This window comes from Geofilum sp. OHC36d9 (genome assembly GCF_052400685.1).
Classification (GTDB): Bacteria; Bacteroidota; Bacteroidia; order Bacteroidales; family Marinilabiliaceae; genus CAZHHH01.
Map to the genome: position 1 here is coordinate 1 of NZ_JBQTGJ010000015.1, position 21,491 is coordinate 21,491.

At 37.9% G+C, this 21,491-nt stretch carries 17 protein-coding genes and 1 pseudogene; 7 read left to right on the top strand and 11 right to left on the bottom strand.

Annotated elements, in window-relative coordinates; translation table 11 throughout:
- Positions 1-155 precede the first annotated feature (155 nt).
- The 4 genes from ACT3CD_RS13235 to ACT3CD_RS13250 all read right to left on the bottom strand — a co-directional run bounded on the left by ACT3CD_RS13235 (position 156) and on the right by ACT3CD_RS13250 (position 2,484).
- Positions 156-1,358 carry a hypothetical protein gene (locus ACT3CD_RS13235; protein ID WP_444646117.1) on the bottom strand — a complete coding sequence of 401 codons (1,203 nt, stop codon included), beginning with the start codon at positions 1,356-1,358 and terminating at the stop codon, positions 156-158.
- Positions 1,359-1,520: 162 nt separating this feature from the next.
- Complete coding sequence (locus ACT3CD_RS13240; protein WP_444646118.1) at positions 1,521-1,886, bottom strand: hypothetical protein; 366 nt, start codon at positions 1,884-1,886, stop codon at positions 1,521-1,523.
- Positions 1,887-1,891: 5 nt separating this feature from the next.
- The gene (locus ACT3CD_RS13245; protein ID WP_444646119.1) at positions 1,892-2,146 is read right to left on the bottom strand and encodes a hypothetical protein; all 255 of its coding nucleotides are present in this window, start codon (positions 2,144-2,146) and stop codon (positions 1,892-1,894) included.
- A 14-nt stretch (positions 2,147-2,160) separates the two neighbouring features.
- Positions 2,161-2,484: a hypothetical protein gene (locus ACT3CD_RS13250; protein WP_444646120.1), complete on the bottom strand. Its 324-nt coding sequence runs from the start codon at positions 2,482-2,484 to the stop codon at positions 2,161-2,163.
- 385 nt (positions 2,485-2,869) lie between these two features.
- Here ACT3CD_RS13250 and ACT3CD_RS13255 point away from each other — a divergent pair.
- A pseudogene (locus ACT3CD_RS13255) lies at positions 2,870-3,214 on the top strand (transposase); the annotation flags it as partial.
- A gap of 305 nt (positions 3,215-3,519) precedes the next feature.
- Here ACT3CD_RS13255 and ACT3CD_RS13260 read toward each other — a convergent pair.
- The 5 genes from ACT3CD_RS13260 to ACT3CD_RS13280 form a co-directional block, all read right to left on the bottom strand.
- Entirely contained in the window at positions 3,520-4,287 is a 768-nt protein-coding gene (locus ACT3CD_RS13260; protein WP_444646121.1) for a hypothetical protein, read from the bottom strand.
- Between the two features lie 270 nt (positions 4,288-4,557).
- The gene (locus ACT3CD_RS13265) at positions 4,558-6,684 is read right to left on the bottom strand and encodes a DEAD/DEAH box helicase (RefSeq protein ID WP_444646122.1); all 2,127 of its coding nucleotides are present in this window, start codon (positions 6,682-6,684) and stop codon (positions 4,558-4,560) included.
- Positions 6,669-7,505 carry a HamA C-terminal domain-containing protein gene (locus ACT3CD_RS13270; protein WP_444646123.1) on the bottom strand — a complete coding sequence of 279 codons (837 nt, stop codon included), beginning with the start codon at positions 7,503-7,505 and terminating at the stop codon, positions 6,669-6,671. The genes ACT3CD_RS13265 and ACT3CD_RS13270 overlap by 16 nt, the downstream gene beginning before the upstream one ends.
- Before the next feature lie 1,025 nt (positions 7,506-8,530).
- Positions 8,531-9,418: a hypothetical protein gene (locus ACT3CD_RS13275; RefSeq protein WP_444646124.1), complete on the bottom strand. Its 888-nt coding sequence runs from the start codon at positions 9,416-9,418 to the stop codon at positions 8,531-8,533.
- Between the two features lie 117 nt (positions 9,419-9,535).
- Positions 9,536-9,889 carry a hypothetical protein gene (locus ACT3CD_RS13280; protein ID WP_444646125.1) on the bottom strand — a complete coding sequence of 118 codons (354 nt, stop codon included), beginning with the start codon at positions 9,887-9,889 and terminating at the stop codon, positions 9,536-9,538.
- A gap of 708 nt (positions 9,890-10,597) precedes the next feature.
- Here ACT3CD_RS13280 and ACT3CD_RS13285 point away from each other — a divergent pair.
- The 3 genes from ACT3CD_RS13285 (at position 10,598) to ACT3CD_RS13295 (ending at position 14,265) form a co-directional block, all read left to right on the top strand.
- A complete protein-coding gene (locus ACT3CD_RS13285; RefSeq protein WP_444646126.1) occupies positions 10,598-11,284 on the top strand; it encodes a hypothetical protein in 687 nt (228 codons plus the stop codon).
- Positions 11,285-11,561: 277 nt separating this feature from the next.
- Positions 11,562-12,794, top strand: coding sequence for a peptidase T (gene pepT, locus ACT3CD_RS13290; RefSeq protein WP_444646127.1), 1,233 nt, complete (start codon positions 11,562-11,564; stop codon positions 12,792-12,794).
- An 835-nt stretch (positions 12,795-13,629) separates the two neighbouring features.
- Positions 13,630-14,265, top strand: a complete 636-nt coding sequence (locus tag ACT3CD_RS13295) for a peroxiredoxin (RefSeq protein WP_444646128.1) — start codon at positions 13,630-13,632, stop codon at positions 14,263-14,265.
- A 223-nt stretch (positions 14,266-14,488) separates the two neighbouring features.
- Here ACT3CD_RS13295 and ACT3CD_RS13300 read toward each other — a convergent pair whose 3' ends face one another.
- Together ACT3CD_RS13300 and ACT3CD_RS13305 are read right to left on the bottom strand one after the other, a co-directional pair.
- Complete coding sequence (locus ACT3CD_RS13300) at positions 14,489-15,445, bottom strand: glycoside hydrolase family 43 protein (RefSeq protein WP_444646129.1); 957 nt, start codon at positions 15,443-15,445, stop codon at positions 14,489-14,491.
- A gap of 4 nt (positions 15,446-15,449) precedes the next feature.
- Positions 15,450-16,733 carry a mechanosensitive ion channel family protein gene (locus tag ACT3CD_RS13305; RefSeq protein ID WP_444646130.1) on the bottom strand — a complete coding sequence of 428 codons (1,284 nt, stop codon included), beginning with the start codon at positions 16,731-16,733 and terminating at the stop codon, positions 15,450-15,452.
- Between the two features lie 123 nt (positions 16,734-16,856).
- Between ACT3CD_RS13305 and ACT3CD_RS13310 the strand changes: the two genes are divergently transcribed.
- From ACT3CD_RS13310 to ACT3CD_RS13320, 3 genes are all read left to right on the top strand, one after another.
- Positions 16,857-18,128, top strand: coding sequence for a M64 family metallopeptidase (locus tag ACT3CD_RS13310; RefSeq protein ID WP_444646131.1), 1,272 nt, complete (start codon positions 16,857-16,859; stop codon positions 18,126-18,128).
- A gap of 170 nt (positions 18,129-18,298) precedes the next feature.
- Positions 18,299-19,306, top strand: coding sequence for an L-glyceraldehyde 3-phosphate reductase (gene mgrA / locus ACT3CD_RS13315; protein ID WP_444646132.1), 1,008 nt, complete (start codon positions 18,299-18,301; stop codon positions 19,304-19,306).
- 26 nt (positions 19,307-19,332) lie between these two features.
- A complete protein-coding gene (locus tag ACT3CD_RS13320; protein ID WP_444646133.1) occupies positions 19,333-21,204 on the top strand; it encodes an ABC-F family ATP-binding cassette domain-containing protein in 1,872 nt (623 codons plus the stop codon).
- The last annotated feature ends 287 nt before the right edge of the window (positions 21,205-21,491 follow it).

A 21,491-nucleotide genomic window follows, 5' to 3' on the forward strand; every position in this document is an offset into this window, starting at 1 on the left:
ATTAAAGCATGGGCATTCTTCTCAAAAACATAAAAAAACGACAGTAGGTCCATAGTATTTTGTTGTAGCTCTACCGGGATGTCGTTCAACCTGGAGTAATCGCTGGGTCGTGCCGACCGCTCATACTCCTATATATTAGTAGCAGTTATTAGTTTTTAATTTACATCAATATCTTCTCCGTTAATTTTAAAGTCCCGAATATATGCAATTGGTTTATCTGAATTCAGGTAACTCCAACTTTCGAAGAATAAGCTTTGCGTAAATCGTTCACATAAATTATTTAAATCTTTTAATGCAAATGCTCCAAGTATTTGATTAAAAATGGAGACAGGAATAAAAATAGGTAAATCTTCTTTGGCAAAATTATCAATTAGATTCTTTGTGTTATCTTCACTCAAAATAACTCTATCATTAATCAAGCAAACTTTTACAATATATCGATTATTCATTAGTTGTTTCTCTAGTGATTTATCTAACAAATCAATAAGATTGTCATTTATTTGTGATTTTATTTTTTTTAGTTGAAGTACTGCTTTTTTGAGTGCCTGATTAATTTTTGTCTGTTTCTTACTTATTATATATTTAGATTCTATTAAAATCACAATAGATTTAGAGAGTAATATAAAATCAGTAAATTCAGTTTCGTCTGTATTTTGAGGACTGCAATAGAATTCTTCGTTGATAACGAAATGACGTCTTAAAATTGATTCAATAGAGTTTTCTTGGAAATATCCATGTTTTCCATTGTCTCCATAATTTGATAAATTAAAATGTGTTGTATAAATATCTCCTTTTTTATCCATGTTTAATTGAATTGCGTGAAAATCTGAGGTTTCAGAACTATCATAATTGATAATCTGAATGCTAAAACCTTTTTTGTGGTTTTCTGGCAAGTAGCATCCATTTATCATTTTTTCTCCTTGTTCTGAATACTCATGGTAATTGTAGATTTTAAAAAGCCAATTATGGATATTCTCTTCACATTTTATACTCAGCTCTTTAGTGTGGATTGGTTTAGAATCCAAGTTGTACAAGGAAACAATTATTTTATTGGTAGTAGCAATTGCTAAAGTTACTTTGTCAAAGTCTGGAACAGTTTTATCTGCTTCACCGAAAAACTTACCTGTAACATAAAATGGTTCATCAATTATGTCGTGAATATATAAGGTGCAACTTCTTTTATCAATGTGTGGATTTCGTATAACAATTTCAAGCGGAACTCCTTTAACGATACTATTAACTAATGATGCTTCAAGTTTTATCAATAATGCGATTTCACCTAATTCACTTTCGTCAATCCAAAAACCTTGAACTAAAGATTCGATTTTGCTTTTTGCATTTGTACTTGGAACATACATATCAAGTTGCTGGTTTAATTGCTACTAACGTTGAATGTATGGTGTCGTAAGGGATTTCGGGCTTCAAACTTATCAACATACCACCAAAAAAAATGCGGGTGATGACGCTCGAAAAACTACTAAAACCCTTATGCACTATACATATTGTTGTGCCGTCGTACATTATTCTTTATTATTTGTTTCGTCCATTTCTTCATGAGTCACTCCGTATGGAAATCCACCACTTGTATAACCAATAATCATGGCAAAGTTTTCATCACTATCAAATTCGCACAAGTCGTTTAATTTATCCTCTCTTTTTTTCTTAAATGAAAGTCTTTGTTGTCTGAGAGCTTCCATTGAATTAATCAACTGTTTTTCGTATTCTTCTGATATGTTAACTCCAACCATTCTTAGTTCTTTAACCGCACATAATTTATCAACAAAATAGTTTTTTGAATATCCTTTAACAAGATTGTTTCCTGAATATGTTTTTATCCAGCTTTTGGCAGAACTAAGTCTTTTTTCTCTTTTTAGAGTCTTTTTCATTTAACCTAATCAAATGGTTCTTTGGGTAAAGCTAATAAATTCTTAATATACCGCTCATTATTATATGGTTTCCTATGTTTCATTACGTCAAATAATTCAACAGCTAAACATTGTCCAATCATTTGTTTTGATTGGAAATCATCAAATTCTTCTTTCTTCAGCCTATCTAATGTTTCTTTAGTTTCTTTTGGGTCATTATCCTTTAATTGATTCTTTATAATCTCAAAAATCGGCTCTCTTAATAATTCATTTGTTTCCATATACATTTTATTAGTTATGGTAATAGTGCATTTGTTTTTCCATCATACAAGTCAACCCAACAATAAACGTTCAACAATAAGATGATAAGATTTGACAACAACAAAACAGTTGATAGAATTAATTTTGTTTTTGATTTTTCCCAGAATCCAATTGATGCTTTAAAAATCAGATAAACAACAAATAAATAGAATAATAGGAGTGGTAATTCAACCCAAAATGTAGTTCTCCAGCTAATCCAATTATCCGTCATAATTGAAACAATTACAAAAAAGTTAATTATTCCAATCAAAATCATGATTGCATTACTAATAATCGGTTTTCGCTGTATAATTTTCATTTGCTATGGTTTTCTTTCTTGTATGCGGCACAACCCCCCCATAACGCCATTATCGTTTATGACCTAAAAGGGTTATTGTCTTTATATTACATTTATATTGTTTTTTGCCGGTGATTTCCGGAAAAACAGACAATGAATTTACTAATTCGCTGCTATTTATCAAAAAAGTTGAACAAAAACAGCTTTCATGTTTAGATGGTAGCCATGGCGCATAAAGAGCAAATCTTCAAAAATGAACCTTCGCTGCTTGGGGAGAGCCATGCTGCCATCTGGCAGAATCATACTGCCTTGGGGGAGGAGCGTGCGCCCCGAGGTTCTCAAGGGGTCGCCGTTACACATTTTTGTCCAATTTCAACGTCTTGAAACGGAAATGCTCCGTTATATCCAAAAAAAACTACCGCCACTCAAAGAGGGATCGTTTCTGCGTCGATTCTGCCTGCATGTCATGCCGGATGGGTACGCACGCATCCGTCGGTTCGGCATTTATCACCATTCCACAAAGCGCCATCTGAATTTGCAATTTGTGCCGGATGAGAAGCCCGACATTGCCCAGTTGATGGCACCCAAAAAGGAAGAAACAGCTTCAGAACGTATTTTAAGATTAACCGGGATTGACGTGACCAAATGTCCTCATTGCAAAAAGGAACGTCTGATTGTCATAAGAACTATGCCCAGGATTCGGTCACCCGCAGGACATCTGCCTTCTATGCTTTTTGCCAAGTTGCTGTAACCAACAAAACACCTCCCTTAAAAACTTCATGAACATGGGGTTAGGGGTTAGGGGGTGTATTGTCTAAAGGGGAGGTTTTAAGCCAAAAAGAGATTGGTTTTTAACTTTTGAGTTGCAAAATGCTCTCTTTTTTTAAAAACAAAGAGTTTAAAGCAACACAATTAAAGCATGGGCGTTCTTCTCAAAAACATAAAAAAACGACAGTAGGTTCATCGTATTTTGTTGTAGCTCTACCGGGATGTAGTTCAACCTGGAGTAATCGCTGGGTCGTGCCGACCGCTCATACGCCTATATATTGGGCACAGTTATTTATATTCAATCTCTCTTTTTATCAGTGTTGTCATTACATTATTCCTAATACTTTTCCTTTCAATCCAGTTTCCAAATTCGTCTAGTTGATATTTGTATAAAGTGATAGAAATTAATGAATCATGTCGATTATACTCTGTTGTCTTAAATAATCTTTGGTCTTTATAATCATATTTATAAATTCTATTCCTATCAAGACTTAGTGAATCACAAAAAATTGACTCAATCATCTGTTTATTATCATTGTATTTATTTATTTCATATGTGTTTCCTGTTGTATCTTTAGTTTCCAAATCTACAAACTGTTGGAGTGTTGTGCTTTTTTCTAACTTGTCATTTGAATCATAGTAGTATTTGCCTAATTGTTTTGACAAGAATTCATTATCATTAAATTCTGATTTTGTCCTTTCTAATTGTTTGCCATTATAAAAATAATCAACGGTGAATGTCGTACTGTCATTTACTATCTCAACAATTTCCTTTTTGAGTCTTTTACTTATATCGTATTCAAAATCAATTATCAAGTAATCATCGTTGTATAAAAAATCTTGTACTCTTCTGATAATTTGACCATTTTTATTGTAAAGCAATTCTTTTTTAGTCAGAGTATCAATAGCCATATTATCCAATGAATCAATATCTACGTTTATTAAATATTCCGTAATCTTTTTAGCGTTTTTTGTCAGACCATTGGAAAATTGGTCAGGTTGATTTGAACATCCTAAAATAATAATCAATGATAATATCAATAAAGTTCTATTCATATCTGGGTTTTTAATTGTGCCCAACGGCTCGAATATGCGTAGTGCGGGATTTAAAGGCACTTCGCTATCAAATCGCTACAATGTTTATTAAATGCGTTAAAGTTCAAATTTACCATATAGCCCTGCATTACGTATATTTATTGTTAGGTTTTCGTGCTTTATTCTCCGTAATCTGTCCGTGAGTTGGGGCTGCCATACTCTTTGACAAGTTTTGGCTGTGTGTCGGCTTTTTTGAGCGACTTGGCAATGTGTATGGGTGCGAAGGGGTGGCTATATATACTGCTGTAATTCATAAACAAAATCTTTTTCTATTTCATTCAAATTAGAATTAACAGGTTCAAACGCTTTTATCTGCTCTAAAGATTTGTCAATACTCCTATCTAATTCAATATTTTGTCCAATCTTTAATGAAACCTGAATAGGTAATCCATATTCGTCTAATGGAACAACGTAAGGCTCAGTAAAATAACATTCAACCATTGAAGCATAATACGAGTAGTCGCACAGCTTTATTCCTTTAGTTTTAAAAACATGATTAACAATCTTTTCTAAAGCCATTAAATATCTCGGAAACTGAAAATTTATCCAATGTCTTTGAATATCAAATGCTAATTCAATGCTCTCATTTATTTCTTTTAAATCTGATTTATTTCCAACAAGATTACGTATGAAATTTTTCAAACTACCAGACTTCCTAAATTGGTTAATTCTGAAATGCAATTGTTTACCTGAACTAACTCCATAAATACGTCTTTTAGAGTTAACAAAATAATCCCAGATTAGCAGACAAACCAATTTTAATTGCTGATTAGATGGGACATTATCCCAAGTCAAATATGGTATTAGTTTCTGACTATTATCGTCGACAAATTTTGCTAGTTTTAATTGATAGTCAAGTTCAATAAAAGAATTGTGTCGTAGAACTTCTTGTGATAATAAATCTTGATTGTAATATTTCTGAAGTTTCTTTTTAGAGCTCTCTTTTAAATCTTCTTCTTTTAGATTAATTAGTAGTTTCTCTGGAACATCATCATTTTGTGAAAAAATTGGAAAATCTACTAAGGGTAATTCTGCTTGTGGAGGTTCATGAAATAAGTAGATGTTGCCAACAAAATGAGCAAACATTCTACCTGACCTTCCGCAAATATTATTAAACGTGAAATAATCAAATTTGCTACTAGCAATTTTATTATCATATATGATAACATTCTTTGCTTTTGTATTAACCCCTTCAATTATTGTAGAAGTACAAATTAAAAAGTTGATATTACCTTCATTAAATAGCTTAATACACTTTTGAGCAATAGCCCTAGGTATTTTACCATGATGTATTCCAATGCCTTGGCTCAAACAATTAGGTAAAATCCAATTCTTATGATAATTCTCTTTAATCCAGTTAACAAGTTCAGTATTTTTAGAATCCTTGTCAAATAAGCCACTTTCAAATAGTAGCGATGCTACTCGATTAGCACTCGCTGGAGATTGGCAAAAAATCAGGGACGGTTCGTTAATCTTTTGAATAAGTTCTAGAAGTTTTTCTTGAGCATTATCTCCTTTCTTCAAACGAATCATATGTCTTTCAGAAACAACCGTTTTATAATCAGTTTTTATGAAACGATATTTCACATTGGACAAAAGTTCTGTAGTTACCCTTTCGATATTTGGGCCTAACAGATAAAATTGAGCTTGTTGCTTTACTAGCAAATAAAACACATGGTTAAGAATATGGCATCGTTCTTCATCTGATTTAGTAGGACTAAGTTTATAAAACTCGTCAATAACGAAAAAATCTATTGAAACCTCTTCTACAAGCTCAAGTGCTCTTTCTTGAGTAAGAATCAACACATTGCGCTCTTGCAATTCTTGACTTGAATGTGTTACGATTTTATAGTTATCCTTAAATTTAGATAAGCGTTTTCGAGTTTCATCAATTAAAGCAATTGTAGGAACTATAATGGCAATGTTTATGTACTTGTTAGTTGCTATTACAGCATCAATTATTAAACTTTTTCCAAAACTTGTAGGCGCACTTAAAACTATGTTTTCACCTTTCATTAAAGAGTAGTAAACCTCTGCCTGTGCATGATGAAAAACTATATTTTCTTCCAAACCTTCTGGTTTGTGAATTTCATAAGCAATAGAATCATTTATTGATAAGTCATTTTGATTGATATAAGGATACAATCCGACTTGTCTTACTAGTGAATCTATTATAGGTTCATAACCAGAAAACAGTTCTTTTCGTGACAATATCCGCAAAACCAATTCCTGACCAATATTACGGTTATTGACTAATACCTTTGCAACAACTTTAATTATCTCAAAAATGTCTTTATTTTCAAACTCGCCTGACCTAAGCAAATTTCTTACTTTTCCAGGGGTTAAATCTGTTGCCATGCCTTTAATTTATTTTCGAGACTAATAATCAATTCTTTTTTTGTATCCAACGGTAGAAGAAATAGATGAACTGTTAGAGGGAAATCTCCTAAATCTTTACAGAATTTATTGTGAAAATGTAATAATTCAGCCTCTATTTCTGCAATATATTCATCCGTTTTCTTTTCATGAGAAGCTAAAACTTTGGAATCATAAGTTAATAAAACAGGAATACAGGTTCTCTCAAATACATCATCCAGCGAGGTTGTTGGGTCTAACAACTCAATTAGCTTTTCGGCATGCTCCCAGTTTCTATCAATCTTGTTCGTTATTGTTATAAATTCATTTTTTACGTATCTGATTTTAACGTGCTCATTTAATTCATCTATAACATCAGATATTGCACTATAAATGCTTTGATAAAATTTCACTTCCCCCAACCATAATTCAAGCTTGGTATCATTATCTACCACATGAACAGCATCAAACCCCTTTACTGTTTCATTTGGTCCATCTTTGTAAAAAATCTTGCTAATTGCAGGTATAGTGTTGTGGGTTTCTCTAATTATTGCATGCAGTAACAATTCACCAAATTCACCTCTGTTTCTAAATTTATCAGATTGATAAACATTTCCTGCGGCTTTTCGTATTTTTGGAATAAGGCTTAAACTGTCAAATTCTTGTAATTCACTTTGATTAAGAGCAAATTCAGGTAGATAATTGAAAAGATAATCTACAAGCTGGTCTTTTCTCCAAGATTTATTTTCAAAACCTGCACATAGTCCATGTAAATCAGGCAATGAATCAGTTTTGTGTATAACGATATTAAAAAATCTACTCATATCTTTAATTTACATTTCTATTTGTGCGCCGGCTAAAATTTGGCTCTTTTACAAGCTAAAGAATCAGGCTGTGTGTTGGAGCTTGTAAATGTGCCAAATGAGCGTTGGCTTGTCGCTCTTTGCATGAAACCTAACGCCCCGCGGTATGGAACGTTTGGGAGAGCGGGTTTCGTTCATATCTACCGTTACCAAACTTTGATGCGTGGCAGAATACTCGAATAGCTACTTTCCCCCAAATGTTTTATGACCGCTTGTTACCGCCTGGTGATCATTTGTCCGATAATTCAATCGTTGGATATTGTGCAACTGTTTATCATTTTTCAGGAAGGTTGGATTTTACCTTCGCTTTCAAAGTTTTCGTTTTAAACGTTTCTGCCAATAAAACCCTTTGCTATATCTTGTTTTGAATTACCGGTCTTTAAATCAATCCTCTATCTAATTGCAGAAAACAAATCCAGCCTCAGTATTTAAAAATGAATCAGACCGTTATCTGCTTAAAGTTTTGTTAATAATCTATTCTTAAACGATCTTTTTAATTCAATCAAATTATTGGTTTCTAAATCAATTCGAAGGATGAAATTTTCATCACCAGTAAATTCAATCCTTAATCCAATTGCAGAAAACAATAAAACCTCAGTATTTGAAAATAAATCAGACCGTTATCTGTTCAAAATCATGTAAATAATCTATTCATAAACGCTTTTATCAATCCAATCAAATCTTTGCTTTCTCATTGCAGAAAAGTTATCCGATTGCAGTGTTTAAATCTTTCGTTATCAATCAAAATATCTTAATGTTTCTTTTCAAAGCCGCACTACCTTTTGATTAATCCACATTCTCAATCAAGTGAATAGACGGTTGAATTTTCGGTCTTTCACTTGGCGGTAACGGTTAGTGTATGGTGTCGTAAGGGATTGCGGGCTTCAAACCTATCAAATTACCACCCAAAATTGATGCGGGTGATACCGCTCGAAAACCTCTGAAACCCTTATGCACTATACACATTGTTGGCGTTTCGTTATTTTTTAAGGTCCATAATTTCTATTTGAATCAGGATAATAATCACCTGTTATCCAACCACTCATATTATCATCCAAAGTTATCCAATCCTTGTATGATAGCGTGTCGTACCTCATAGTCATTATTAAACTGTCTCTTATATTTTTATCTAAAATCAGTATGGGATTATCATTAATCAATTTATATGCTGAATAATCAAGTCCGACCGATTTTAAGTAATCAAAATAATCAATGACATTTCTCGTATATGCAATAGAGTCAGAATGAATAAGTTTTGTATCAAAATCAAGTAATCCAATTAGCACTGTGTCAGTTAAATGGGTTGCAGCATTCTGTTTATTATGGTTATAGAATCTATCAATTTGAACGAATATCTGATAAGTTTCAGTCAAATTATTTTCTAATCTCCGTCTCTCCCAAAATTTTGAGAAATAATCAGTCCCTTTAATAGTTGTGTCAGATTCAATAAATCCAATTACAATTTCATTTAGTGATTTATTTTCCCACTCTGTATCGCAACACCAATCATTATTATTCTCAAAATATTTGTCTTTGGAAACAAATTTATCAAGACCAATAGTTGAAAAAGCATTAAAGGCAATTTTCAGGTTCTCAGATTTTCTCAACCAGGAATAATCCTTTTTACCTGTCGAATCAATAGGGAATGGTCTAATTCCACCAAATTTTAATTCAAACGGTAATTCATAATAAAAGTCTTTGTGTTGATTATGACGGAATGATTCAAAAAAGTCATATTGTCTCTCTTTGAAATTTCCGATATAAGTCATCTTATCAACCGATTTTATTCCCAAGCAGGAAACAAGTCCGATTATTATCAATCCAGCTAATATGTTACGTGTACTTCTCATCATAATGAACGCCAACACCCCCATAACGCCATTATCGTTTATGACCTAAAAGGGTTATTGTCTTTATATTACATTTATATTGTTTTTTGCCGGTGATTTCCGGAAAAACAGACCCTGAATTTACTAAATCGCTGCTATTTATCAAATAAGTTGAACAAAAACAGCATCCATGTATAGATGGGAGTCATGGTGTATTGAGAGCAAATATTTATAATGAACCTTCTCCGCGTGGGGCGAAGCCCTTAGGGGAGAGCCTCGCTCCCCTTGTGCAGGATCATGCGGCACTCGTGCAGGATCATGCGGCACTTGTGCAGAGCCTCGCGGCACTTGTGCAGAATCGTGCGGCACTCGTGCAGAGTCATGCGGCACTCGTGCAGAGTCATGCGGCACTCGTGCAGAATCGTGCGGCACTCGTGCAGGATCATGCGGCACTCGTGCAGAATCATGCGGCACTCGTGCAGAATCGTGCGGCACTCGTGCAGAGTCATGCGGCACACGTGCAGAATCATGCGCCCCAAGGGCAGCGGGAAACAGCCCTAATCGTTTTACTTTCTAAATTCTCAGATTTTCTTAACTATCCCGCTCTCTTTTTCCTATCGATCGGGAAAAGATCGGACATATTGGAAGTTTCCCTGTAAGCCGCATCCGGCAAATCATTGGCATAGGTTGTATTAATAGTCCTGTCTGTTATGCCGTACAACTTATTATTTGTCTTCTTGTTTTGTTTTGGAAAGGGGATTCGTTTCACACACACAAAAATGGCTGTTTGAATTGACCTCGAATTTTAATTTTGATATCGGTTGAAGCGGGCAAAGAGGCCGTCGTTTACTAAAAATCTATTATCTTCGTAGGACCGTCTGCAAGATTAAGCGCTCACGCTATTTTGTAATTAATGCCCGACCGATGATACAAGAGGCTAAATTGGCAGCTTCATTTTGAGACTGTCGAATCTTGAAACAAATAAGTATACTATGGTATAACGCGGAAGTTGACTTTATCGACAAACACTAATTAGAGTCTGTCCATAAACTAAGTGTTTAAAATATAAAGTTCAAATTCAAGGCTTGCGAAGTCATAAAAATCAAGGCGTTTACTTTTCGTAAATGACTGTTTTTATGACAAGCGTAACGCAGAAGTTGACTTTATAGATAAACACTAATTAGGGTGAGTTCCATGTGACCTTAAAAATCAAATTATAAACAGATGAAGTTAAGCACAAAGGATAAGATTTTTGAACAGTTAACCACTAAGACTGTTCTTAAACAGAGCGTTTTCGACACCACTTTTGATGCTTTTAATGAGCTGAAAGATGTGTTAAAAGAGTTTCCCGATTTGTTTAACGCTAAGCTGGCCGAAAAGGATGAACGTTTGTTATTGCAATATGAAGATGTCGGTAATTTTGTGGCCAAATTAAAAGTTGCCGGTGATGTTCTGGTCTTTTTTATGCACACCAATGCATTTATGTTCGATCGTGATCATAAAGTGTGGGAACAGCCCTATGCCCGCGAAGAAGCTTCACGTGGTTATACCGGCGTAATAAATATTTATAATTTCCTTTATGATTCGTTTCGTTACTCTCGTGCCGATGATCTGGGTTATATGGTGGCCAGGATTTTTATAAATGGTGAGAAAGCTTTTTTTGTTGAAGGAAAACGTCAGCGAACAATGGGAGTGGGGGGCTTTGGAAAGGCAAAGATAGATCCTGAAAATTGGCGTAAAATTGTGGAGACGGCCATTCTTTACTCGCTGGAGTTTGATTTATTGGTACCACCCTATGAAAATATGAACATTTTAACCATGGCTCAGTTGGATGATGAGATTTTGCAATCCAGAATGCGTACGGGTAAGCGTTTGGGGTTTGTTTTTAATTCCGATGATGTAAAACAATAGTATTTATGATAATTGATAAGTCTCCATGAGCTTGCTCTGTATCGTGTCTGAACAAAAAGGCATAAGTCTGAGCCGGGAATTTTAAATTCAGGACTTGCGCAGCCGGAAGAATGAGAGTTTACTGGTGTAAATGGCCATTTTGAATGCGAGCGTAACGATGACATTAGAAAACAAATTATAATCACATGGAATGAGCCTTGATAAAGGAATTCTCACACAGGGGGATGATTAATTCCGGCGAGTTCCATATGGCAACTGAAAAACAAAATATAATCATATGAAATTATTAGAACGTTTTTTTGAATATGTATCTTTTGATACCCAGTCGGACGAAAACACCGGGTTGACACCCAGTACGCCCGGCCAGTTAATTTTTATGCGGCATTTAGCTGCTGAATTGGAGCAGATAGGCCTCGAAGAGGTGGAGGTGGATGATAACGGGTATCTTATGGCCACATTGCCTGCCAATACCGATGTCAGTTGTCCGGTGGTGGGCTTCATTGCCCATGTTGATACCAGTCCCGATTTCACGGCCAAACACGTTAAACCGCAATTGGTTAAATGTTACGATGGTAAAGACATCGCTCTGGATGCGGAAGCAAATATTTACCTTAAGCCCAATGAGTTCCCCGAATTGAAGCAATATATTGGTCAGGATATTGTTACCACCGATGGTCACTCACTTTTGGGCGCCGACGATAAAGCAGGCGTGGTGGAAATTATTACCGCAATGGAACATCTGCTGGCTCATCCTGAAATTAAGCATGGTAAAATTCGTGTCGGGTTTACCCCCGATGAGGAGATTGGTCAGGGAGCCGATAAATTTAATGTGGAAAAATTCGGAGCCGATTTTGCTTATACGCTCGATGGCGGTGAGATTGGTGAACTGGAGTTTGAAAATTTTAATGCCGCCGTTGCCAAAGTAACTGTGCATGGACGTAATGTTCATCCGGGTTATGCCCGCGGTAAAATGCGTAATTCAATGCGCATTGCCAACCAGTTTATCGGCATGTTACCACGTCACGAAACACCTGAGCATACCGACGACTATGAAGGGTTTTACCACCTGATGTCGTTTAATGGCGATGTTGAAAAAACAGAGCTGGTGTTTATTATTCGCGATTTTAAAAGCGATCGTTTTGCCGATCGTAAGAAAGAAATGTCGCATCTGACCAATAAAATTAACGCCGAGTTTGGCCCCGGTACAATGGAGGTTGAATTACGCGACCAGTATTATAATATGCGGGAGAAAATTGAGCCGGTGATGTATATTGTCGACCTGGCTCAAAAGGCCATGGAAGAGGCCGGCGTGGCTCCAATCATTCGTCCCATCCGGGGCGGGACCGACGGTGCCCGGTTGTCGTATATGGGCTTGCCTACCCCTAATTTGTTTGCCGGTGGACATAATTTTCACGGCCGTTTCGAATTTGTGCCGGTTCAAAGTATGCAAAAAGCAGTTGATGTAATTGTTCTCATAGCCAATTTGGCGTCGTCTATATCTAAAGCCTGATACTGTTTTCTCATATTGTTGTTTATAATGTTAAGAAGAGCCGGTTTTATACCGGCTTTTTTTGTGCGTATGAAATAGGTCTGTTCATGTGCTGTTCGGTCTCCTCTTGCATTTTTTATTGCGGCAACATATAGCAAAAGTAATAATGCTCCGGGGGGAAATGGTATTTTTTCAGGGTTTCTGGTCTTCTGTTTGTGTATGATTAGTGCCTGTCCATAAAGTCGGGAGTCTGTCCATAAACTACGTGTTTGAAATATAAAGTTCAAATACGAGGCTCGCGAAGTCATAAAAATCAAGGCGTTTTTTTTCGTAAATGACTGTTTTTATGACAAGCATAACGAAGTAGTTGACTTTATAAACAAACACTGTATAGAGTCTGTCCATAAACTACGTGTTTGAAATATAAAGTTCAAATACGAGGCTCGCGAAGTCATAAAAATCAAGGAGTTTACTTTTCGTAAATGACTGTTTTTATGACAAGCAAAACGAAGTAGTTGACTTTATAGACAAACACTGTATAGAGTCTGTCCATAAACTACGTGTTTGAAATATAAAGTTCAAATACGAGGCTCGCGAAGTCATAAAAATCAAGGAGTTTACTTTTCGTAAATGACTGTTTTTATGACAAGCATAACGAAGTAGTTGACTTTATAGACAAACACTATATAGATAACGTTTATAGTCTATAGAGAATGATTAGGTAAAAAAATACCTGATTATTTTGAGTGCCTGATTGCATTGTTTAAGTTTGTAATCAAATAACCAATGTTTGGTTTATTATCAAAGATTGAAATCATAATATTCATATAATTAATTTTTAAAAAAAGTAAACATTATGGCAGTTTTAGTAGGAAAAAAAGCGCCGTCATTTTCGGCGCCTGCCGTTGTAAACGGATCAGAAATTGTTGAAAATTTTTCGTTGGATCAGTATGTAGGGAAAAAATACGTGGTATTTTTCTTTTATCCGGCGGATTTTACATTTGTTTGTCCAACCGAAATTGTGGCTTTTCAGGATAAGATGGCTGAGTTTGAGAAACGTAATGTGGCTGTTGTTGCCGCGTCTACCGACTCAGAATTTTCACATTGGAAATGGCTGCAAACAGAGGCCAAAGATGGCGGCATAAAAGGGGTGAAATTTCCTTTGGTAGCCGACCGGGGTATGAGTATCAGCGCCAATTACGATGTTTTGGCAGGCGATTATGAGTACAACGAAGCCGATGAGGCTGTCTTCACAGGTCAGCCTGCTGCTTATCGTGGTCTGTTCCTCATTGATAAGGAAGGGGTGGTGCGTCACCAGGTGGTTAATGACATGCCGCTTGGACGTAGTGTTGATGAAACCTTACGTATGATTGATGCACTTCAGTTTTTTGAAGAAAATGGGGAGGTGTGTCCTGCCGACTGGCACAAGGGTTCTAAAGGCTTAAAGGCTACTCAGGAAGGTATCTCAGAATTTTTGGGCAATAGAAACTAAGGTTTTTGTTGAAAGATGAGTATTTAGCGGGACGTTTTTTGCAGAACGTCCCGCTTTTATTATATAGAGTCTGTCCATAAATTAAGTGTTTGAAATATAAAGTTCAAATACAAGGCTTGCGAAGTCATAAAAATCAAGGCGTTTACTTTTCGTAAATGACTGTTTTTATGACAAGCATAACGCAGTAGTTGACTTTATAGACAAACACTATATAGTGCTTGATTTATTGTTGTGCGGTTTGTTGCAACAGGTTGTCTAACACTTCTTTTTTAACTTTAAAGGCCGTGCCATGACGCGTGCCGGCAGGGAATGAAACACTATCCGAGATATCGGTCCAGTTAACAAGGTCTTCACTCATCACTGCACCCATCTGATGATTTCGGTATTTGTCGAAATATACGAGCCATTTTCCGTTTATGAATAAAGCGGTTGGTCCTTCAGCCCAATAATTTCCCGTAATGGCTTCCCCTGGTTTTCCATAGGGACCGGTTAATTTGTCTGCAAAAGCAACATGCAATGTTTTTTTGGGAGGAACGCGGGTTTCATCTTTTAAAAACATTACAAATTTGCCATTATAGGGCTGTATAGAGGCGTCAATAACGTTAAATCCGGGTTCGTAAAGAAGTTTGGTTTCGCTATATGTCTTGAAATCTTTGGTGGTAACGTAATAGATTCTGTGATTATAGCTGGACTCTTCAGTCGTTTGTGTTTCCGGGTACATACCGGTAATAGTGGTTGACCAGTATATCATGAATGTTTTTGATGTTTTATCATAGGTTATTTCCGGTGCCCAGCAGTTCCGGGCCCCTTCCTCATGTTCCATCACGGGCAGATATTGTTGCTCCGACCAATTGATAAGATCCTTTGAGTGGGCATAGCCAATTCCTTTTTCATTCCAGCTTACCGTCCAAACCATATGAAAGGTCCCTTCTTCATCTTCTATAATACACGGATCGCGCATAAGTTTGTCATTGCTTATTTCCGGAGCCAGAAATGAATCACCATTATTAATTGCTTCCCATTTAAACCCGTCGGTGCTGTATAGAAGGTGCAGTCCGTCTTGACCACTCTTTATAAAATGGCTGAAAAGGTAAACTTCGTCATCTGTTTTTATTGATTGGCGGCAGGCGGAAATTAATATAACCACTAGTACGACAAGCCATAAATTCCGTGTTTTCATAGATTTATTTATTTGGTTGATTAATATATTTGAGATCATTTCCGCTGGGCAGTTGAAATACGCTCAGCTCAAATTCGGGAATGACTGCCAATATGTGATCGAAAATATCGGACTGAATTTCTTCATATAAAGCCCATGCTTTTTCGTTGCTGAAGGCATATATTTCGATGGGAATACCTTTTTCCGACGGTTGCAGATGCCGTATTAGAAGTGTCATATCCGTATTTAATTTTGGATGTTGGCGACAGTAATTCTCAAGATATTTCCTGAAAACACCCAAATTGGTCATTCGGCGGCCATTCACCTTAACTGATTCGTCGATTCCCTGAGAGCGGTTGTATTCTTCAATTTCAGCTTGCCGGGTTTCGATATAACCTTTTAGATGTTGAATTTTTTTAAGTTTTTCAAGTAATTCAGGGGTGCAGAATGTTACACTGCGCATATCAATGTTAACGGAACGTTTGATGCGTCGGCCACCCGACTCTTCCATCCCGCGCCAGTTGATGAAAGGACTCGCAACCAACGCATAAGTGGGAACTGTGGTGATGGTTTGATCCCAGTTCTGAACTTTCACGGTATTTAATGTGATCTCGAGAACGGTGCCGTCGGCATTGTATGCCGGCATGGAAATCCAATCACCCACTTTAACCATTTTGTTGGCCGATAGCTGAACCCCGGCAACGAGTCCCAGTATTGTGTCTTTAAAAATGAGCAGGAGTACCGCTGCCATTGCTCCCATACCGGCCAAAATACGGGTTACCTGTATGTCAAAAATGTAGGAAATGATAATAAGTCCTGCCACTAAAAAGGAGATGAGACTTAACAGTTGTATGTAACTTTTTATGGGACGCTCGGCCGCGTACGGTTTGGTGTTATAAATATCTTCCAGCACCCTGAAAAACCCCTGTAACGCTGCAAATAACATGGCAATCATGTATATGACTGATAATTTTATCAGACTTTCTTTCACAAAGGGATATGACTGCATCAGAACGGGCGTCAGCTGATAAATTACCAGAGCAGGTAAAAGATGCACCAACCGATGGATCACCTTCCGTTTCAGGAAAAAATCATCAATAACCATTTTGGTGCTCTGGATGAATTTAACCAGGTATTTTAAAATGATAAACTTAAGCCCGTAATGAACTGCCATGGCCAAAATGAAGAGTAGCATTCCTCTGATAATAAAATCGGCTATCGCAAATTCTGATGCTGGGATGGATAAGCTGTGAAGTAGACTGTTAATGATGTCTGTAAGCCATAAATTGTCTTCCTGAATTTCAAGCATTTTTTAGATATAGATGAGTTACTGTTTTTAGAATCGGGACTTCCCGTCTCAAAACTAATAAACAATTGTTATCTTGCAAAGTCTTTAATTATGGATGTTATGTACAAAAAAATGGCGGGGTGGATGATATTTTTTCTCATTTGGATGGCATGGCCGGCGCAATGCAGTTCAAATAGAGCCTGGTTAGATTTCAATAAGACGTTGCGTGTTGATTTTTTGTTGTCAGGCAATCGTAATAAGCAATCAGCCTGTATTGTCAGAATGTATCAAACCAACGTATGGGGTGCTGGTCGTGGGCAGTTTATTTCACCTTTCGATTATGGTGAATATCGTTTACTTCTGTTGCATCCCGATACTGGTGATACGCTTTATTTTAAGGGTTTTTCCACATTATTTGAAGAATGGCGTTTAACAGAGCCCGCAATGCATCTTCAGAGGGCCTTTGAGCAGTCGTTACTGATGCCTTTGCCGCTCAAAACTGTGAACCTGGTTATTGAAGAACGCAAGCGCGATGGCCATTTTGAGCCACTGCTTACCGAGCGGCTGAACCCCGCTAACTGGCAGGTCATTCATCTAAAAAAGCCCGACTTTCCGTCACGTATTTTGATGGGGGAAGACAAACCTCATAACAAAGTCGATTTTTTGTTCCTGGCCGAAGGGTACACGGCTGAGCAGGCCGATAAGTTTTTTTCTGACGTGCAGAGACTGGTGGCCGTTTTGTTTAAAACAGAGCCTTATCAATCCCGGAAAAGCGATTTTACTATACGGGCAGTGGCTGTTCCTTCCGATGAATCAGGTACCGACGAGCCCCGGCAAAACAGATGGCACCGAACGGCGTTTAACAGCACTTTTAATACCTTTGGCGTCGACCGTTATCTGGAAACGGAGTCGCTGTGGAAAATATATGATGTGGCAGCTGCCTTCCCTAACGATCATGTTATCATTCTTGTTAATAGCGATAAATATGGCGGTGGCGGCGTTTATAACCATTTTTCAATTTTAACATCGGATGATAAGGTGGCCGAAAAAGTTTTTGTTCACGAAATAGGACATGGCTTCGCAGGCCTTGCGGATGAGTATTTTGGAGAGGATGATACCTATTCTGATTTTATTAATACCCAAACAGAACCCTGGCAACCAAACCTGACAACGATGGTCGATTTTAGTAAGAAATGGAAAACGCTGGTTGATGCGTCTACCCCGGTACCAACGCCGGTGCGTCCTGCCTATCGTGATGTAACAGGGGTTTTTGAAGGGGGTGGTTATGTGTCCAAAGGGGTGTATCGCCCGGCTCTTAATTGCCGCATGCGAACCAATGAAGCCGATGGGTTTTGTGAAGTGTGCCGATTGAGTATCAATAAGATGATTGATTTTTATACGCTTCAGGATTTATAATGGGTTCTTTTATTGGGGTTCTATTTAGTGCCTGTCCATAAAGTCGGGAGTTTGAGCTATCAAGTTCAAATACGAGGCTTGCGAAGTTCTAAAAATGGGCGTTTACTCTTGCGGGTAATTAATGAGTGCTTCTAAAATTGTATTTTTGTGTTGAATAAAACTGAATTGTTATGAATTACATTGCCAAAGAGTCCCGGTATGATCAAATGAAGTATCGTCGTTGTGGCCATAGTGGGCTGCTTTTACCTGCTATTTCGCTAGGGTTATGGCATAATTTTGGCTCGGTCGACCGACTGGATAATATGGTTGAGATGCTGACCTATGCTTTTGACCATGGCATTACTCATTTCGATTTGGCGAATAATTATGGCCCGGAGCCCGGTTCGGCTGAAAGTAATTTTGGACGCATCCTGTCTCGTCAATTTGCCAACTACCGGGATGAGATGATTATTTCGACCAAAGCGGGTTATGGAATGTGGCCCGGTCCGTATGGCGACTGGGGTTCAAAAAAATATCTGGTATCAAGTCTCGACCAAAGCCTTAAGCGCATGGGCCTTAATTATGTGGATATATTTTATCACCATCGTCCCGATCCCAATACGCCGCTTGAAGAAACAATGGGCGCACTGGATTTAATCGTCCGGCAGGGAAAGGCGCTTTATGTTGGTATCTCAAATTATTCTGCCGAAGAGACTCAAAAGGCTGAAGCCATATTGACGGATCTGGGGACACCTTGTTTGATTCATCAACCTCGTTACAGTATTCTTGACCGTTGGGCCGAAAATGGTTTGTTGGATGTGCTGGGTAAGCGTGGTATTGGATCAATTGCCTTTTCACCTCTGGCGCAGGGCTTGTTAACCAATCGGTATTTAAATGATATACCGGCCGATTCAAGAATTGCCAAACCTCATGGTTTTCTTAAAAAGGAATCACTGACGGGTGAACGGCAACAGGCTTTGCGTGCCCTGAATGATATTGCAGCCAAACGTGGGCAGTCATTGGCTCAGATGTCGATTGCCTGGCTGTTGAAGGATTCCAGAGTAACTTCTGTTTTAGTTGGAGCCAGTTCGGCTGCTCAATTGGGCGATAGTGTAAAGGCGCTGAATAACCTCTCTTTTTCTGATGAGGAACTTCGACTTATAAATGAAACCGCTTTGCCGGTTATGATGGTAAAATGACACTTTGAGTGTCTTAATAATATTTTATGGCTAATACGCTTTCTGTTGAGAATCTGACCCATAATTGGGGCGATATCCGTCTGTTTGATTCGCTGACATTTGGGCTTGAAGAAGGAGATAAAGCGGCGCTGATTGCTCGTAACGGGACAGGTAAAACTACGCTTCTGAATATTTTGTCCGGGAAATTATTGCCTGATGGCGGTACCGTGACGATTCGCAATGGCATTAAAATGGTGCATTTAACTCAGGAGCCGGCATTTGATCCGAATCTAACTGTCATGGAAGCTGTTTTTTCCAGCGAAAATGAGACCATTGCTTTGGTCCGGAGCTACGAGGCTGCTGTGGAAGCCAATAATCAACATGAGATAAACCGATTAATAGAGCAGATGGATTTGTTAAATGCCTGGGATTACGAATCGCGGGTAAAACAAGTGCTCTCTACGCTGAAAATAAGTAATTTAAATCAGCCGGTTGAGCAGCTCTCCGGCGGACAGGTTAAGCGTCTGGCTCTGGCAGCGGCTCTTATTGAAGAACCGGATTTTTTGATTCTCGATGAACCAACGAACCATCTTGATTTGGATATGGTTGACTGGCTCGAAGATTATTTGAGCCGCAACAAAGCCACTCTTTTAATGGTGACGCACGATCGCTTTTTCCTGGACCGTGTTTGTAATGTGATTTATGAACTCGACAATGAGTCTCTTTATAAATATCAGGGTAATTATTCCTATTATCTTGTAAAAAGGGCTGAGCGTCAGCAACAGCGCAATCTGGAAATCGAAAAGGCTCGTAACCTGTTACGTAAGGAACAGGATTGGATGAATCGCATGCCGCAGGCTCGCGCAACAAAGGCTAAATATCGTATTGATGCATTTTACGAATTGAAGGATATTGCCGACCAAAAGACGACAGATCAGGAGATGGCGCTCGACATTCAGTCAAAACGTCTGGGTAAAAAAGTTGTTCATCTAACCGACGTCAGCAAGGCGTTCGATGGCCATACATTGATTCGTAATTTCTCTCATAAGTTTGTTAAGGGCGAACGTATTGGTATTATTGGTAAGAATGGCGTGGGAAAAAGTACCCTTCTCAATATTTTGACGGGCTCTTTAAAACCCGATTCCGGAACCATCGATATGGGCGAAACAGTGGAGTTTGGCTATTACCGTCAGGAGGGAATACAGCTGGATGATAACAAAAAGCTGATTGAAGTCATTTCCGAAATTTCTGATGTTATTGAAACCGGTGATGGGAAAAGTATGAATGCTGCCCAGTTTTTGCGGTATTTTATGTTTCCCAATGAGATGCACTATGTATACGTGAGTAAGCTCAGTGGCGGCGAAAAGAAACGGCTTTACCTGATGACGGTATTGATGCGTAACCCCAATTTTTTGATTCTGGATGAGCCGACTAATGATTTGGATATTTTTACGCTTAATATTCTCGAAGAGTATCTTTTGCAATTCCCGGGCTGTGTCCTGATTGTTTCGCACGACCGTTATTTTCTGGATCGACTGGCCGATCAGATGTTTGTGTTCGAAGGTGATGGCGTTATTAAGAATTTTCCGGGCAATTACACGCGCTATCAGGATTATCTTAAGCTTAAGGCGAGTGAAGCCGCTCAGGAGGAAAAGAAAAACAGGCCGGCGCCTGTCGTTCAAAAATCGCAGGCTCCCAAAGTGCGGAAAATAACTTATAAGGAGAAGCAGGAACTGAAAGCCGTGGAGGAGAAGATGGCGGAGCTGGAAATCGAAAAAACGGATTTGGAGAATCAGCTTAGTTCAGGCACATTGTTGCCCGACAAATTGCTTAGCGTTTCAAACCGACTGGGGGCTTTATTGGCCGAATTGGATGGTCTTGAAACCCGTTGGATAGAATTAAGCGAGTTGCCGCAATGACTTTTTACCCGCTTTCAAACAGTAAGTAAAGATTTGCTTCTGGTATCGTATCGAAAAAAAAATGTACCATTGGCTTGTTTTTTTTTATAATGATTGCCGGGGTATTGATAATTATCATTATTTTTGCAGTGTTCAACAACAGAATAACAATGGCACGCAATTCCTATTTTTATTATTTCTTTTTTTACTTTTTTGGTTTCTGGCCAAAAGGGGTGGGTCTTGTGTTTGCCTAATCGAAGAAAAGAATAGGAATAAAAAATATAGAGTCCCGCTCCTGAACAGAGGCG